At 62.7% G+C, this 15,698-nt stretch carries 14 protein-coding genes; 9 read left to right on the forward strand and 5 right to left on the reverse strand.

Annotated elements, in window-relative coordinates; genetic code table 11:
* Positions 1-4: 4 nt before the first annotated feature.
* From E9677_RS09855 to hemF, 3 genes are all read right to left on the reverse strand, one after another.
* On the reverse strand, positions 5-193 hold the full coding sequence (locus E9677_RS09855) for a DUF1059 domain-containing protein (RefSeq protein ID WP_136557910.1): 189 nt from the start codon (positions 191-193) through the stop codon (positions 5-7).
* A 131-nt stretch (positions 194-324) separates the two neighbouring features.
* Positions 325-600 (reverse strand): hypothetical protein, encoded by a 276-nt coding sequence (locus tag E9677_RS09860; RefSeq protein ID WP_136557911.1) that lies wholly within the window; start codon positions 598-600, stop codon positions 325-327.
* A 171-nt stretch (positions 601-771) separates the two neighbouring features.
* Complete coding sequence (hemF, locus tag E9677_RS09865; RefSeq protein ID WP_136557912.1) at positions 772-1,686, reverse strand: oxygen-dependent coproporphyrinogen oxidase; 915 nt, start codon at positions 1,684-1,686, stop codon at positions 772-774.
* Between the two features lie 152 nt (positions 1,687-1,838).
* On the opposite strand from hemF, the gene E9677_RS09870 reads away from it, so the two are divergent.
* Positions 1,839-2,099: a hypothetical protein gene (locus tag E9677_RS09870; protein ID WP_136557913.1), complete on the forward strand. Its 261-nt coding sequence runs from the start codon at positions 1,839-1,841 to the stop codon at positions 2,097-2,099.
* Between the two features lie 154 nt (positions 2,100-2,253).
* A complete protein-coding gene (locus tag E9677_RS09875; RefSeq protein ID WP_136557914.1) occupies positions 2,254-3,207 on the forward strand; it encodes a flagellin N-terminal helical domain-containing protein in 954 nt (317 codons plus the stop codon).
* 72 nt (positions 3,208-3,279) lie between these two features.
* Here E9677_RS09875 and E9677_RS09880 read toward each other — a convergent pair whose 3' ends face one another.
* The gene (locus E9677_RS09880) at positions 3,280-4,596 is read right to left on the reverse strand and encodes a cell envelope biogenesis protein OmpA (protein ID WP_136557915.1); all 1,317 of its coding nucleotides are present in this window, start codon (positions 4,594-4,596) and stop codon (positions 3,280-3,282) included.
* Positions 4,597-4,749: 153 nt separating this feature from the next.
* Positions 4,750-5,208 (reverse strand): tRNA (cytidine(34)-2'-O)-methyltransferase, encoded by a 459-nt coding sequence (locus E9677_RS09885; protein WP_136557916.1) that lies wholly within the window; start codon positions 5,206-5,208, stop codon positions 4,750-4,752.
* Positions 5,209-5,579: 371 nt separating this feature from the next.
* Here E9677_RS09885 and E9677_RS09890 point away from each other — a divergent pair, with 371 nt between their 5' ends.
* The 7 genes from E9677_RS09890 (at position 5,580) to petA (ending at position 15,694) form a co-directional block, all read left to right on the forward strand.
* A complete protein-coding gene (locus E9677_RS09890) occupies positions 5,580-7,496 on the forward strand; it encodes an ABC transporter ATP-binding protein (RefSeq protein ID WP_136557917.1) in 1,917 nt (638 codons plus the stop codon).
* Between the two features lie 210 nt (positions 7,497-7,706).
* Positions 7,707-9,632 (forward strand): HAMP domain-containing methyl-accepting chemotaxis protein, encoded by a 1,926-nt coding sequence (locus tag E9677_RS09895; RefSeq protein WP_136557918.1) that lies wholly within the window; start codon positions 7,707-7,709, stop codon positions 9,630-9,632.
* 196 nt (positions 9,633-9,828) lie between these two features.
* Positions 9,829-11,751, forward strand: coding sequence for a methyl-accepting chemotaxis protein (locus tag E9677_RS09900; protein ID WP_136557919.1), 1,923 nt, complete (start codon positions 9,829-9,831; stop codon positions 11,749-11,751).
* A gap of 205 nt (positions 11,752-11,956) precedes the next feature.
* Entirely contained in the window at positions 11,957-12,421 is a 465-nt protein-coding gene (locus E9677_RS09905; protein ID WP_136557920.1) for a DMT family transporter, read from the forward strand.
* A gap of 1 nt (position 12,422) precedes the next feature.
* A complete protein-coding gene (locus E9677_RS09910) occupies positions 12,423-12,845 on the forward strand; it encodes a DMT family transporter (RefSeq protein WP_136557921.1) in 423 nt (140 codons plus the stop codon).
* Between the two features lie 125 nt (positions 12,846-12,970).
* Positions 12,971-14,842 carry an ABC transporter ATP-binding protein gene (locus E9677_RS09915; RefSeq protein ID WP_136558141.1) on the forward strand — a complete coding sequence of 624 codons (1,872 nt, stop codon included), beginning with the start codon at positions 12,971-12,973 and terminating at the stop codon, positions 14,840-14,842.
* Positions 14,843-15,115: 273 nt separating this feature from the next.
* Positions 15,116-15,694: a ubiquinol-cytochrome c reductase iron-sulfur subunit gene (gene petA, locus E9677_RS09920; protein ID WP_136557922.1), complete on the forward strand. Its 579-nt coding sequence runs from the start codon at positions 15,116-15,118 to the stop codon at positions 15,692-15,694.
* The last annotated feature ends 4 nt before the right edge of the window (positions 15,695-15,698 follow it).

Raw genomic sequence — 15,698 nt, forward strand, 5'->3', positions numbered from 1 at the left:
GCCGTCAGGCCGGATTCGGCTGCTCGTCGCGGATGCGTTCCTTGATGTGGTCCACCATCGACGGTCGGATGACGTCCTCGCCATGGGTGGCCCGCATATGCTCGACCGCGCGCCTTGTGACTTCGGCCTCCTCCTCGGCACGGGTGTGCCAATCACAGCCAGGAACCAGAGTTCCGCATTCGAAGCGTTTCATGATCACTCCTCCATAGTCGCCTCAAAGAGGCGTAATGGCTGAGGCCCGTGTTTTGTTTCATAAGGTCGCGCAAAAAAAATGCCCGCACGGGGTGCGGGCAAGTCATTTTCGACGCGGTGGATTCTGTTTGATCAGTCGGGCATGGCCCAGGCGTGGAACACAGACCTTGCCTGCGTCTTGCTGCCACGATGGGCGCCGCTTTCGACATCGTTGGCGGCAACGCGATCGGTCATGTCGCGGCCGGCAAGGCCCAGACGTACCTGCTCGACGAAATAAGAATGGGGCAAATCAACATCACTCGACGCACGCAACTCTTCTGCAAGACGATCGATCAGTTGGGGCGCTTCCATAGCGCGGTCGGCGGGGTCACTGACGCGGGACGCAGACACTGAGCTGAATGGGGTCATCGCAATCTCCTCCTCGATACTGCGTGAGGCCGCAGAATGGCCTCGTGCCGGAGGGAGCGCAATGAAAACTGTCAAGTTGCCCGCACACAATCGCGTAAGCGGTGGAAATGTCCCGCCATTCTTTTCTGTGAATTGGCGTGTGGATAACCGTGACAGCGGTAACCCGCCCGATCAGGGGTAGCGCACGAGCGGAGGTAGCGAAGACAGGATCGATTCGACATTGCCGCCGGTCTTAAGGCCGAAGATCGTGCCCCGGTCGTAGAGCAGATTGAACTCCACGTAGCGGCCGCGGCGGACGAGCTGTTCCTCGCGATCCTCGTCGGTCCAGGGATTGTTGAAATTGGCGCGCACGATCTTCGGATAGACGAGATTGAAGGCGCGGCCGACATCCTGGACGAAGGCGAAATTGGCGTCCCAGCCACCCTTCTCCTCCTCCGGCGTGAGCCAGTCGAAGAAGATGCCGCCTATGCCGCGGGCCTCGTTGCGATGGGGCAGAAAGAAGTATTCGTCGCACCACTTCTTGTAGGCGGCATAGTCCGCGACGGCGGGATGGCGCTCGCAGGTGACTTCCATCGCCCGGTGGAAGAGGCGGGTGTCCGGATCGTCCTCAGTGCGTCGGCGATCGAGCACGGGGGTCAGGTCCGCACCGCCGCCGAACCACTGGCTGGATGTCACGACCATGCGGGTGTTCATGTGCACGGTCGGCACATGTGGATTGACCGGGTGGGCGATGAGCGAAATGCCGGAGGCCCAGAAGCGGGGGTCTTCTTCCGCACCCGGCATCTGCTTGCGGAATTCGGGCGAGAATTCGCCATGCACGGTCGAGGTGTGCACGCCGACCTTTTCGAAGACGCGGCCATACATCATCGACATGCGGCCGCCGCCGCCCTTGCCTTCCTCGCGCTGCCAGTCCTTTGCCTGGAAACGACCGGGTTCACGGTCCGCCATCGGGCCGGTCACTTCCTGCTCCAGGGTCTCGAGGGATGCGCAGATGGCGTCGCGCAGGCTTTCGAACCATGCCCGGGCGGCCAGCTTCTTGTCCTCGATATCGGCAGGCAGGCCCTTTTTGAGAACCGGTCGCTCCATGTCTTCCCCCACTATGCCCTTTGGCAACTCTCTCGAGTGACAGGAATATCAGGTGAAATCCCGGGCGACCATATGGGGGTCGTCGTGTCCCCGGAAAATCGACTCGCGTTCCGGTTTCGACTGCATTAATCTGAAGGCCTGCGAGGTGTTTCATGACGAAGATGCCCGGCCCGCCGTCTTTCAATGGTCTGAAAAAGCGCATTGCCGACCACCGTGCCGGTACCGCCGGGCGCGTGGGCGGGCACTTCGTGCGCGAGACCTATTGCCTGACCCGGGAAGAGGCCCGCGCCAAGGCCCGCGAATGGTTCGACACCTTTCCGAAGGCCGCCTACTGGACCGAAGTAGAGAGCTGGCGCCAGATCGAGGGGGACCAGATCGAGTTCACCATGCGCCGGCTGCCGTCGGCGGATTGATGGTCGGATGGCTCGATACGGTGAAAGCGGCAATCCCCTAAAATTCTAACCTTCCACGAAAGCCAATCACAAAGCCTTGCCGCTAACCTAGTCGATACACAGCCGGGATGATGCCGGTGCGGGATCGACATGACATGCGACACAGGATTTCCTCATGAGTTCAGATTGGCTGACGCCGTCCTTGGCCAACCCGGCATCGATGGCGAGGGCCTCGGCGTCTGCGCTCGAAAGGACCACGAGACAACCCGTAGCAGCGCCGGCACCCGAGACGGTGGCGGACACTGCCGCATACTGGTCGATCTCCACCACGATGCGCCCCGGCAGCCTGCCGATGGGCAGCGTCCAGGAAGCCAATGACATTGCGGTTGCCGTCACCGACACGGCAGCACTCGGCCTGGAGCAGGCGACTGATATCGTTGCGCGGATCCAGCAGAAGCTGGTTCTCGCAAAGGCCGTCGGTGCCGATCGGGAAGGCATCAATGCCGACATTTCCCAGATGAAAGCCGATCTCGGCGCTTCGATCGACGAGAGTGCGTTCAATGGCGACAACTGGCTGAAGGTGGAGAGCGGCGGGCGGCCGAAGGTCGCGTCTTTGATCGCCTCCGTCACCACGGGTGAGGATCGCAGCCTGTCGATCAACATGGTCGATTTCGACACGGCAAGATCGACGCTCGTGTCCCGGCAGGACGCTCGGGACGGGACGCTGACCCGTGCCTATGCAGGCTCGACGCTTGGCGGTGTGCCCTACAATTACTTCCTCATGGATGCCGGCTCGCGGGAGCCGGTCGAAGCCGGTGCGCGTGAAATCCGGCTCGACAGCCGCACGACCAGCGACGAGATCGACGGCATGATCTCCTCCCTCAACCGGGTGCTGATCGACATGGTCGGTGCCAGTGCGGACGTGAACACCACCCGCAACCAGGTGACCGGTGGCGGCCTCGGTATTCAGGCGATCCAGGGGGCTTCGGAACTGGGCGTGAGCCGAATGGTCGACAGTGAACTCAGTGAGCAAGGCGTGCGGCTGATGGCCGAGCGGGTTCAGGAGCAGCTGCAGTCCTCGCCCCTCAACATGGCCAATGTCTCGATGACGGCGTGGTTGAAAATCTGACCGCAAGACACTGATCCGGAATCGAAAAGGCCCGCTTCGCGCGGGCCTCGACGTTTTGACTACCTTGCATCGTCAGGTCTTCGGGCGGGTCCGCTTGCCACGGCTGCGCGGCAGCGGGACCATGATCGGTGTCGCGGGTTTCCGGCCTGATGGGGCGGGTTTGTCGCCTGGGGACGATGGCTCGGCCTTTGCCGCGCGCGTGACTTCGACCGCTGCCGGAGGTTCGTCGACCTGGGCCGAGGGAGGCGGTGTCGCGGCTTCGACCTCGACAGGTGTCTCCGGTTCGGGTTCGACCATCGGCGGGAGGCTGGCTTCCTCTTCGATGACGGGCGGGGCTGCTTCTTCGACGGCCTCGACTACCTCCGCTGGTTCTGCCGCTGCTTTCGTTGCGGCTTGCAAGAGCGGCGCTTCCTCGGCCTGTGCCGGCGCGCTTTCGGCAAGGGGGGCCTCGGCGTTCAGGATCTCGACGAGGATCTTCGTCACCGCAAGAGCGGTCGGCAGATCGGTATTGGTCGAGTGGCCGCAGAAGGGCACCTTGATGTCGGCTGAAATTTGCGGGCGCGAGTTCATTTCACCGAACCAGTCGAGTTCGCCGACGACATCGATCACCTCGGTGAAGGCTTCCGGCATCTTGATGCGTCCGCCGAAGGTGACGACGCGGGCGGTCTGGGTCAATGCTTCGAGGCGGCCCGGATCGCTCTCCTTCAGGGCATAGAGCGCATCGGCGATGACGCGGTTGCCGCGGGAATGGCCGGCGATGAGGGTGAAGGATAGGCTGGGGTCGGCGAGCAGGGTGGCCACCGTATCGGTGTCGAGACCGGTTCGACGGTGGGTGTCGGTCTCCTCGTCACGCTTGCCATAGGCGCCGAGCTTTGGACGACCGACGACGTCGTCGATCACTTCGAGATTGCTGCGGATATGGCCGAGCCAGCCGAAGAGAAAGGCACCGCCAATGGCTTCGTTGACGATGTCGCCAAGGCCGTAGCCCGAGACGACGGCGGCCACGGGCGCGCCGATCGCGTCTGCCACGTTGCGGGCAAAGGCAGCAGCCCCGATCGCCGAACCACCAATGCCGGCGACGGCCATGGCGCGCACGTCCTTACCCCCGCGCAGGCGGAACTCGTTGACACTGTCGCAGAGGGTGAGCATGCCACCGCCGGTCGGCGGGACGATCATGATCAGGCCTTCGGAGGCGATGCTGTCGCTGATGTAAAAGGTTTCGTCTGACGTCAGCGCCTTGACGTCATAGTAGAGGGCGTCGATGCCGGTATTGCGGAGCCGCCAGGGCTCAAGCGCTGCGTTGCGCATGGTGCGGTGCCGGACGCGCTCGGGGAAGCTCAAGGATCGGGCGAACTGGGTCAGACCCAGGGCGAATGCTGTCTCGAACATGACGTCATCTCCCGTTTTGCTGCATTGCAGCATAGCGCATTGCGGGTGAATTAGCAATTGCCGCTGGACGTGCCTATGCCGTCACGACCAAGTCATCCTAGTCGAGACAGAAGCTCTGCGCCTTGACTTCTGTCTGTTCGGGGAAATCCGGGCTCAGATACCGGTTTGGCGGAGCGCTTCTCCTGCGATCATCGCCGCCGACATGGCGACGTTGATCGAGCGCTGGCCTTCGACCATCTTGATAATGATGCGGTGATCGGCCCGGTCGTGCACGTCATCGGGCACTCCGGCGCTCTCGCGGCCGAAGAGGAGGATGTCGTTCGGCAAGTATTCGAAGGTGGTGTAGGGCAGGGCGGCCTTGGTAGAGGCGAGGACGAGGCGGCGCCCCTCGGAGAGGCGCCAGGCGTCGAAGCGATCCCAGTTGACATGCCGGGTCATGGCGACGCTCGCGAGGTAGTCCATGCCAGCGCGTTTCAAGTTCTTGTCGGAGAGGACGAAGCCGGCGGGCTCGATGATGTCGACCTGCAGGCCGAGACAGGCCGCGAGCCTGAGGATCGTGCCGGTATTGCCAGGTATGTCGGGCTGGTAGAGGGCGATGCGGAGGTTGGACATGGGAGGGTTGATAAGCGATCCTGGCAAGACGCTCAAGCACAGCATTGACGGGGTGCCGGGTGGCTGTGATCGGAGTGCAACAGTTGCGGCGGAATGTCTCGTTCGCGGCAAAAGCCGGCTGGCCAATTTCGGCGTCCCCCGATAGAACAGGGCTCTTGTTCCACACGCACCAGGGAGGGCCATCGATGGATCTATTCGGTATTTCGCGCCAGCCCCGATTTATGGCTGCTGCCGCCTGAGGGCGTCACACCCTGCGTATTTTCCCAAGCTGAATCATCCTGCGGCCGCAACTGGCCTCAATCATTGACTATTCGCGTGTCTGAGTCGCCCATTGTCCGGCGTCGTATGCGCGCCATTTCTGGAGACTTTCCATGTTCTCGTGGTTCGAAAACCGCCTGAATCCCTATCCGGCCGCTGATCCGACACTGCCGCCCAAGGGCCTCGTCGCGTTTTGCTGGCACTATACGAAACCGGCTGGATGGTGGCTGGTGCTGCTCGGCCTCTGCTCGGGGCTGATCGCGGTCGCCGAAGTGTTTCTCTACCAGTTCCTCGGCAATATCGTCGACTGGCTGTCGACGGCCGAACGCGCAACCTTCCTGCAGACTGAAGGCGGGACGCTTGCCTGGATGGCGGCGCTGCTCCTGATCGGTCTGCCGCTGATCGGCGTCGTGCACACCATCACCATGCATCAGGTGCTGGCCGGCAATTTCCCGATGATCGCCCGCTGGCAGATGCACCGCTACCTGCTGCGTCACTCGATGACCTTCTTCGCCAACGAGTTTGCCGGCCGCGTCTCGACCAAGGTGATGCAGACCTCGCTGTCCATCCGCGAAAGCGTGATGAAGATCATCGACGTCTTCATCTATGCGACGACCTTCTTTGTCTCGATGCTGGCGCTCGTCGCGTCGGTCGACTGGCGGCTCGGCGTGCCGCTGGTCCTCTGGCTGGTGGTCTATGCGCTGATCCTGCGCCACTTCATCCCCAAGCTGCGCAAGTCCTCCAGCGAGCAGGCGGATGCCCGTTCGATGATGACGGGCCGGATCGTCGACAGCTACACCAACATCGCGACTGTGAAACTGTTCTCGCATGCCGGCCGCGAGGAGGTTTTCGCGCGCGAGGGTATGGATGCCTTCCTCGGCACCGTGCACCGGCAGATGCGGCAGATCTCGCTGCTCAACATCTGCGTCGACATCAACAATGCGATCGTACAGTTCTTCGTTGCAGCACTCGGCATCTGGTTCTGGCTGAATGGCAGCGTGACGGTCGGTGCGATCGCGGTCGCCATTGGTCTGTCGATGCGTATCAACGGCATGTCGCAGTGGATCATGTGGGAGGTCGCGGCCCTCTTTGAAAACATCGGCACAGTCTATGACGGCATGGGCATGATGACCAAGCCGCACGACATCGTCGACAAGCCGGACGCCAAGTCGCTTGCAGCACCGAAGGGCGAGATCGTCTATGACGGCGTGCGCTTCCACTACGGCAAGGAGAAGGGCGTGATCGAGGACTTCTCGCTGACCATCAAGGCGGGCGAGAAGGTCGGTCTGGTCGGGCGTTCAGGTGCCGGCAAAACGACGCTGATGAACCTGCTCTTGCGCTTCTATGATATCGAGAAGGGCAAGATCCTGGTGGATGGTCAGGACATTTCTGCGGTCAACCAGGACAGCCTGCGGGGATTGGTCGGTGTCGTCACGCAGGATACGTCGCTCCTGCATCGGTCGATCCGCGACAACATCGCCTATGGTCGGCCGGATGCCACGGATGCCGATGTCATCGAGGCGGCCAAGCGGGCGAATGCCTGGGAGTTTATCCAGGGTCTCTCCGACATGCAGGGTCGCAGCGGTCTCGACGCGCATGTGGGCGAGCGGGGCGTGAAACTGTCCGGCGGACAGCGGCAGCGTATCGCGATCGCCCGTGTCTTCCTCAAGAACGCGCCGATCCTGATCCTGGACGAGGCGACCTCGGCGCTCGATTCGGAAGTCGAGGCGGCGATCCAGGAAAGCCTGTTCAAGCTGATCGAGGACAAGACGGTGATCGCGATCGCACACCGGCTGTCGACCCTGACGCAGATGGACCGGCTGATCGTGCTCGACAAGGGGCGGATCGTCGAAGAAGGCACGCATCAGCAGCTGGTGCAGACCGGTGGCATTTATGCGGACCTGTGGAACCGCCAGTCCGGCGGCTTCCTGCCGGATCAGACGGATCCAGCGGAAGAGCAGGAGAAGAAGCGCAGGGCTGAAGAAGAGGCCAAGGCGCTCGACGAGGCATCGGAGGAGGCGGCGGAGTGATCCGCCGCCTTCGGGTTTTCTGGGGGAAACTATCGCGCTCAGAGCGCGGTTTGTCGCAGCGCTTTTCGTTTCTGCAATTTAAGCGATTTATTCATCATTGATTCTCTAAAACAGTTTCATCCCGACCTATCCGGACGATGTCTTGTCCTCGCACCTGGCGACCCTCCCACGCCCGGTTGGGAATGTATTTTTCCTCCCCGGAGATCATCCATGTCCAATCTCAAGATCAAAGTCGTCTTGCCACTTCTTTTCGCCGTGGTGCTGACCTTCGGCATCGGCCAGGGCATTCTAGCCATCAATTTCATCGGAAACGTGAAGGAACAGGTGGACGTCATCGGACGCGAACGCCTGCCGAGAACGCTGGCGGTCGCACGCATGAACGCGACTTTTGCCGAGGTTCGCCGCGACTATGGCATGCTTGTCAACGCCGAGCCGGGCCAGGAGCTGGAAAGCATCACCGCCGCAACCACGACAGCGCTGTCGGAGCGTGATGCGGCCTTTGCCGCCTATGAGCCGATGATCACGATGCCAGCGACGCGTGCCCGCTTCGACAGCATGAAAGCGACACTCGCCGAATACGACCGCCTGGCCGTACAGATGATCGAACTGAAGCGTTCGGGTGACCAAGCCGCAGCGAAGGCCGTGTTCGCCGGCGAGATGGCGACCAACGCTCGCTCGCTTGTCCAGCTCATGGACGAGATGATCAAGTCCAATGTCGAGCTCAGCGAGGCGGCGGTTGTTGCAGCGGACGATGTCTCCACGACTGCGGTCAACACCACGATCATTGCCGTTGTGATCAGCGCGCTGATCGCAGCTGGTGCCGCCTTCTTCAGCTTCGCGCGGATCGTTCGTCCGATCTCGGCGATTACCGGTTCGATGCGCACCCTTGCTTCCGGCGACACGAAAACCGAGATCCCGTTTGCCGGTCGCCAGGATGAAATCGGCGAAATGGCTGCGGCCGTCAGCGTCTTCCGCGACAACGCCATCGAGCGTGCCGCGCTGGAGCGCCAGGCGGAAGAAAACCGTTCGCTGAGCGAAACCGAGCGCCAGGCCCGCGAAGCGCAGAAGGCGCGCGAAGCGGCCGAAGTGCAGTTTGCCGTCGACCAGCTGGCCTCCGGCCTGCAGCGTCTGTCGGATGGCGATCTGGTCATCCAGATCAAAGAACGCTTCGCCGATCACCTCGATCCGCTGCGCCTCAACTTCAACCAGTCCGTCTCGCGCCTGAAGGACGCCATGCGCGCCGTCAGCGAAAATGCCCGTGCAATCGATGCGGGCGCCAACGAGATGCTGGCGGCAGCCGACGATCTGTCGAAGCGCACCGAACAGCAGGCGGCGTCTGTCGAGGAGACGGCAGCGGCACTCGAGCAGGTGACGACGGCGGTGAAGGACAGCGCTGTTCGTGCCGATGAGGCCGGACAGCTGGTCGGCCGGACGCGTGAAGGGGCGGAACATTCCGGCGAGGTCGTTCGCCGCGCCGTCGCCGCCATGCAGCAGATCGAGAAGTCGTCGTCGGAAATCTCGAACATCATCGGCGTCATCGACGACATCGCCTTCCAGACGAACCTGCTCGCTCTGAACGCAGGTGTCGAGGCGGCCCGTGCCGGGGAAGCCGGCAAGGGCTTCGCCGTCGTTGCCCAGGAGGTGCGTGAACTGGCGCAGCGTTCGGCCAATGCGGCGAAGGAGATCAAGGCTCTGATCACCACATCCGGCGAACAGGTGCGCGACGGCGTCAGCCTGGTCGATGAAACCGGCAGGGCGCTCGAAACCATCGTGCGCGAAGTGCAGGAGATCAACCAGAACGTTCTCGCCATCGTCACCTCGACCCGCGAACAGTCGACGGGCCTCCAGGAAATCAACATGGCGGTCAACCAGATGGACCAGGGCACGCAGAAGAACGCGGCCATGGTCGAGGAGTCGACGGCCGCAAGCCATGGTCTGGCGCAACAGGCGGGCATGCTGATGCAGCTGATGGAGCAGTTCAAGACGGACGAGGGCGGCTATCAGGCATCGAACCGCGTGGCTCCGGCGACATCGGCCGCCCAGCCGCAGCCGTCGCCCGCCCGGGCGCTCGGCCGCAAGATCGCCAATGCCTTCAAGGGCAATACGGCTGTTGCTGCCGAGTGGTCGGAATTCTGACCATCGAACAATCGACGACGTGACGGAGAGGGGCAGCAATGCCCCTCTTTTTTGTTTGAAACATCTCTCCACAGCGCTGTGGACCACGCGAGAATTGCCCTTCCGACCGTAAGGCTTTGTTAGAAGCCGGATCGGCATGGAGGCATGTCGGGATTTTTCCGACGGACATGCCCCGTTTCAATCCAGGATTTCAGTCGTGAAAAATCTCAAGATCAAAATTCTCCTGCCAATGCTTTTCGGCCTCATGGTCATCGTCCTGCTCAGCCAGGGCGCCATTGCCCTGCGCTCCGTGAGCGCCATGAGCGGTCAGATCGACGCTTTCGGCGAACGCCTGGATCGCTCGCTGATGATCGCCGATCTCGACGGTCAGGTCGGTGAAGTGCGCCGTCTCAACCTGATGATCCTCAGCGCCGGCACCTCGGCGGAAAAGAAGACGCTGGTCGAAAACGTCGTCGCCATGCGGGAGGGCCTGAACACCTCGATCGCGCGCTTCGACGCCACGATAACGCTGCCGGCAGTGCGCGATCGGTTCGATGTCTTCAAAGCGGCGGTCGCCGAATATGAAACGCTGGGCCAGAGCTTCGTCGAGCAGGCGCTCGCCTCGAAGACCTATCAGGCAAAAGACACGATTGCGGCCATGGCGCCGATCGGCGATGCGATCGAGCAGAGCCTGCAAGAGATCATCAACATCAACCGCGAGGTCATCGCGACCGTCGGCGACGAGGCCAAGCTCTCGTCTTCCATGGCGATGCAGCTGTCGAGCATCGCGCTCCTCTTCGGTGCCGCGATTGCTGTTGGCGCCGCGATCGTGTCGGTGACGCGGATCGCGCGGCCGATTTCGGCGATCACTGCATCCATGCGCAGGCTCGCGGATGGCGACACGGCAGCCGAGATCCCCTTTGCCGGTCGCACCGACGAGATCGGCGATATGGCCTCTGCCGTCTCGGTCTTCCGCGACAACGCGATCGAACGGGCGGCACTGGAGCGCCAGGCCGAGGACAATCGCTCGCTGAGCGAGAGTGAACGTCTCCTGCGCGAAGAGCAGAGAGCTCGCGAGGCGGCCGAGGTGCAGTTCGCTGTGGACCGGCTGGCTGGTGGGCTGCAGAAGCTTTCGGACGGGGACCTCGTGGTCGAAATCGAAGAGACCTTTGCCGCTCACCTCGATCCGCTGCGCCTCAATTTCAACCACTCCGTCGACCGGCTGCGCGACGCCATGCGTGCCGTCGGGGAGAATGCCCGGGCGATCGATGCGGGTGCGAGCGAAATGCTGGCGGCGGCAGACGATCTCTCGAAGCGGACCGAACAACAGGCGGCTTCCGTCGAAGAGACTGCGGCAGCCCTCGAACAGGTGACCACGGCCGTCAAGGACAGTGCTGTCAGGGCCGAAGAGGCGGGCGCGCTGGTGTCGCGGACACGGGTTGGTGCCGAACGGTCGGGCGAAGTCGTGCGCCGGGCAGTCGATGCCATGCAGGCGATCGAGAAGTCGTCAGCTGAAATCTCCAACATCATTGGCGTGATCGACGAGATCGCCTTCCAGACGAACCTGCTGGCGCTGAATGCAGGTGTCGAGGCCGCACGGGCGGGAGATGCCGGCAAGGGCTTTGCGGTCGTTGCCCAGGAAGTGCGTGAACTTGCGCAACGTTCGGCCAATGCGGCCAAGGAGATCAAGGGGCTCATCACGGCCTCCGGTGACCAGGTTCGCAATGGTGTCGCCCTGGTGGGCGAGACGGGACAGGCCCTGCAGGCTATCGTGCGCGAGGTTCAGGAGATCAACCAGAACGTGGCTGCGATCGTGACTTCGGCCCGCGAACAGTCCACCGGTCTCGCCGAGATCAATTCGGCGGTGAACCAGATGGACCAGGGCACGCAGAAGAATGCCGCCATGGTCGAGCAGTCGACCGCCGCTTGCCACGGGCTGGCGCAGCAGGCGAGTGGGCTGACGGCACTGCTTGGCCAGTTCCAGCTGGGCGAGGAGGCCTATCGCTCAGCCGCTCCGCGCGTGGCATCGGCACAGCCGACCAGCCAGCCGCAGGCTTCACCGGCGCGGGCGCTCGGCCGCAAGATCGCCAATGCCTTCAAGGGCAATACCGCGGTCGCTGTCGAATGGTCGGAATTCTGACGGTTCCCGCTGAAACGGGCAGGTGATTGAAACGGGGCAGGGATGCCCCGTTTCGCGTTTTGCATCCTGACGACATTCATGGCGCTGATCGGTTCATTCCTCGAATTGGCTTGTCTGCGGAACGCGGTGAGGGCTATGCGATCGCTCAGCCTCGGATTGCTGATCCGATGGCGTGCTATCTGGGCGACCAGCCCGCAGGAGTGACATGCTGAGACATATCGACTGGATCTGGGCGGTTCTCGCCGGCGCGCTGCTGGCAGTCATGGTCACGATCAACAGTGGCCTTGCCGCGCTGACGACGCCGTTCACCGCCTCCTGGGTGGTGCATGGGGTGGGTGGAGTCGCCGCGTTTTTCCTGTTGCTTGCCAATGGCGTCGTGGCGCGTCGGGCAGGGCGCTTGCCTCAGCACGGCAAGGCGCCGCTCTGGTCCTATCTCGGCGGTGCGCCGGGGGCCTTCGCGGTGGCTCTGAGCTCCATCGCGGTCAATTCCGAACTGGCGCTGGCCGGTGGTCTCTCGCTGCTTCTCGTCGGGCAGATCCTGTTCGGCCTCTTCTCCGACCAGTTCGGCCTGTTCGGTACGCCAGAACGCAGGCTCAACCGCTTCGACTTCCTGGCGACGGCTTGCGTCATCGGCGGCAGCGCGCTGCTCATCTTCGCGAAGGGGGCCTGAAATGCTGGGTGCAGTCTTCATCGCGCTCATTGGCGGGGCCGCCGTCGGCATGAGCCGCTCGATCAACGGGCGGCTGACCATGGATCGCGGGGCTTTTACCGCATCCGCCTGGAACCACTGGATCGGTTTCCTGCTGCTCAGCGTCTATGTCCTCACACTTCACCGCGTCGGCCTGCCGCTGCTCGCCGATGTGCCGGCCTTCTATTTCGTCGGTGGCGTGATCGGCGCCTGCTTCGTCGTCATCAGTTCCTATGTCTTTCCGCGGATCGGGGCAGCGCGCTCCGGTCTCTTGATCATCGGCGGGCAGATGATCACGGGGCTCATCATCGACCTCGCGCGCGGCACGGCCGAGTTTCATCCGGGCCAGCCGGCGGGCGTGGCGCTGATCCTGACGGGCATCTATCTCACCCGCTACACGCGCTAGGGCAGGGCTCTGCGCCGTGGCCCGAGACGGCCCGGCGCCAGCGTCCCCAGACCTGACGAATTTGTAATGCGGGTGGAATGCGCAAAAGCTTTGCCCTTCTCGGCAAACGGCCTATATCGCTCGTCATGTTCCAATCTGTCGCCCGCTTCTTCGAAAACTGGCTCGATCCCTTCGCCCGATCGGACAATCTGCGTCCACCGGAGAAGACTTGGGCCTTCGTGTGGTTCTATGTCAGCCAGGCGAAATTCGCCTTCTTTCTGATGGCGGTTTTCGGCGGGGCGGTCGCCATGCTGGAAGCCGGGCTGTTCTGGTTCGTCGGACGGCTGGTCGATCTTCTCGATACCGTGCCGAAGGATGCCGGCTGGGATGGGCTGCTCGCGGCCCATGGCGGCGAGTTGCTCGTCATGGCGCTGATCATCCTCATTGGGCGTTTTGTGGTGGTGACGGTGGGCGCGCTCGTCGAGGAACAGGTCATCGTCCTCAACTTCTTCAATCTCGTGCGCTGGCAGGCCCATGCGCATGTGGCGCGCCAGTCACTCTCCTTCTTCCAGAACGATTTTGCCGGCCGCATCGTCACCAAGGTCTGGTCGGCGGGGCAATCGACCGGGGATTTGCTGACGTCCTTGCTGCAGGTCGTGTGGTTCATGGTGATCTACACCATCTCGACCATGGCACTGGTCGCACAGCTCGACTGGCGGCTGGCGGCGATCATCGGCGCCTGGGTGGCGATCTTCCTGGTGCTCGCTCGCTATTTCGTGCCGAAGATCCGCTACCATGCCCGAGAAACGGCAGAGGCGTCGTCGATGCTGAATGGCCGGCTGGTCGACAGCTATTCGAACATCCAGACCCTGAAGCTCTTTGCCCGCGAGCGGCAGAACGACCATTACATCCGCGCCGGATTCGATCGCTTCCAGAATACGCTGCGTCCCTTCGCGCGGCTGCTGACGGGCGTGCGAGCGTCACTTGCCATCCTTTCTGGCTTCATGATCCTGATGGTGGCACTCCTGTCCGTCGATCTGTGGTTTGCCGGAGCCGTCACGGCCGGCGGGGTCGCCTTCACGCTCGGCCTGGTCTTACGCCTCAACATGCTGCTCGGCCGCATGATGACCCAGCTGAACGGCATCATGCGCAATATCGGCACGATCCAGAATTCGGCGGAACTGGTGGCCAAGCCGATTGGACTCACCGACAAGCCAGATGCGGCAAAGCTCCAGGTGAAATCGCCGGAGATCCGTTTCGAGGATGTGAGCTTCCACTATGGTCGCAAGACCGGCGCGATTGACCACCTGACGCTGACCATCGAGCCCGGCGAAAAGGTCGGCATCGTCGGGCGCTCAGGCGCGGGCAAGTCGACACTCGTCAATCTGCTGCTGCGTTTCTACGATCTTGAGGGCGGGCGCATCCTGATCGACGGGCAGGATATTGCGACCGTGACGCAGGAGAGCCTGCGCACGCAGATCGGCATGGTCACCCAGGACACGGCGCTTCTGCATCGCTCGATCCGCGACAACATTCTCTTCGGTCGCGAGGATGCGAGCGACGAGCAGCTGATCAAGGCGGCGGAGCGGGCGGAAGCGCTCGAATTCATCCAGCGGCTGGAGGACCAGCGCGGGCGCAAGGGCTTCGACGCCCATGTCGGCGAACGGGGCGTCAAGCTTTCCGGCGGCCAGCGGCAGCGGATTGCGATCGCACGCGTCATGCTGAAGGATGCGCCGATCCTGGTGCTCGACGAGGCGACGTCTGCGCTCGACTCGGAAGTGGAGGCAGCGATCCAGTCCAATCTCGACCGGCTGATGCAAGGCAAGACCGTGCTCGCCATTGCGCACCGCCTGTCGACCATTGCGGCACTCGACCGGCTCGTGGTCATGGACAAGGGCCGGATCATCGAGCAGGGGACCCATCAGGAGCTCGTGGCGCTCGGTGGTCTCTATTCGGAGCTCTGGGCCCGGCAATCCGGCGGTTTCCTCGATACGGGTGCGGACATGCTGACGGCCTAGCGCGCTGGGACTGTCGGTAACAAGGCTGCAACTCTCTGCATTGCTTGATAAACTGCCGCTCACACTTGCGTTAAATCAAGCAATTGGGGATGGTGTCCCTGAAATCCGCGACATCGTGGCTCCTTGTCTGCGGAAGACTGGACAGAATAGATTATCGGGCTTAGAACGCGCCAATCTGGCGGGGAATCTGTGGCTGCCCGGTGGCCAAATTGTGATTCCCGCTGCGGGGGCAAATTGCGGTGTGTCGCAGGATTGCGAGAGGAAAAAGTGACCGTGAGCGAACACGAGACAACGACAGAACATGCGGGCGAGCCTACGCGCCGCGACTTTCTCTACATGGTGACCGGCATGGCCGGCGCGGTCGGCGCGGCTTCGTTCGCCTGGCCGTTCATCGACCAGATGCGCCCGGATGCATCGACGCTCGCGCTCGCTTCGATCGAAGTGGACGTGTCGGCGCTCGAGCCGGGCATGTCGCTGACCGTCAAGTGGCGCGGCAAGCCGGTGTTCATCCGCAATCGCACGGAACAGGAAGTCGAAGAGGCCAAGGCTGTTGCACTGGCTGAGCTCAAGGATCCGGTGGCGCGCAACGCCAATGTGGATGCCGCAGCTGACGCGACGGACCTCGCGCGTTCTGCCGGTGAGGGCAAGGAAAACTGGATCGTCATGATCGGTTCCTGCACCCATCTGGGCTGCGTGCCGCTCGGCCAGGCCGGCGATTTCGGCGGATGGTTCTGTCCCTGCCACGGCTCGCACTACGATACGGCGGGCCGTATCCGCAAGGGTCCCGCACCGACCAATCTGCCGGTGCCGACCTTTGCATTCACAACCGACACTGTCATCACGATCGGCTGAGGGG

This window comes from Peteryoungia rhizophila, assembly GCF_004912145.1.
Lineage (GTDB): Bacteria > Pseudomonadota > Alphaproteobacteria > Rhizobiales > Rhizobiaceae > Allorhizobium > Allorhizobium rhizophilum.

Coding starts and splice junctions, on each gene's coding strand:
- E9677_RS09855 (WP_136557910.1), bottom strand. CDS start 193: ATGAAACGCTTCGAATGCGGAACTCTGGTTCCTGGCTGTGATTGGCAC.
- E9677_RS09860 (WP_136557911.1), bottom strand. CDS start 600: ATGACCCCATTCAGCTCAGTGTCTGCGTCCCGCGTCAGTGACCCCGCC.
- hemF (WP_136557912.1), bottom strand. CDS start 1,686: ATGGAGCGACCGGTTCTCAAAAAGGGCCTGCCTGCCGATATCGAGGAC.
- E9677_RS09870 (WP_136557913.1), top strand. CDS start 1,839: ATGACGAAGATGCCCGGCCCGCCGTCTTTCAATGGTCTGAAAAAGCGC.
- E9677_RS09875 (WP_136557914.1), top strand. CDS start 2,254: ATGAGTTCAGATTGGCTGACGCCGTCCTTGGCCAACCCGGCATCGATG.
- E9677_RS09880 (WP_136557915.1), bottom strand. CDS start 4,596: ATGTTCGAGACAGCATTCGCCCTGGGTCTGACCCAGTTCGCCCGATCC.
- E9677_RS09885 (WP_136557916.1), bottom strand. CDS start 5,208: ATGTCCAACCTCCGCATCGCCCTCTACCAGCCCGACATACCTGGCAAT.
- E9677_RS09890 (WP_136557917.1), top strand. CDS start 5,580: ATGTTCTCGTGGTTCGAAAACCGCCTGAATCCCTATCCGGCCGCTGAT.
- E9677_RS09895 (WP_136557918.1), top strand. CDS start 7,707: ATGTCCAATCTCAAGATCAAAGTCGTCTTGCCACTTCTTTTCGCCGTG.
- E9677_RS09905 (WP_136557920.1), top strand. CDS start 11,957: ATGCTGAGACATATCGACTGGATCTGGGCGGTTCTCGCCGGCGCGCTG.
- E9677_RS09910 (WP_136557921.1), top strand. CDS start 12,423: ATGCTGGGTGCAGTCTTCATCGCGCTCATTGGCGGGGCCGCCGTCGGC.
- E9677_RS09915 (WP_136558141.1), top strand. CDS start 12,971: ATGTTCCAATCTGTCGCCCGCTTCTTCGAAAACTGGCTCGATCCCTTC.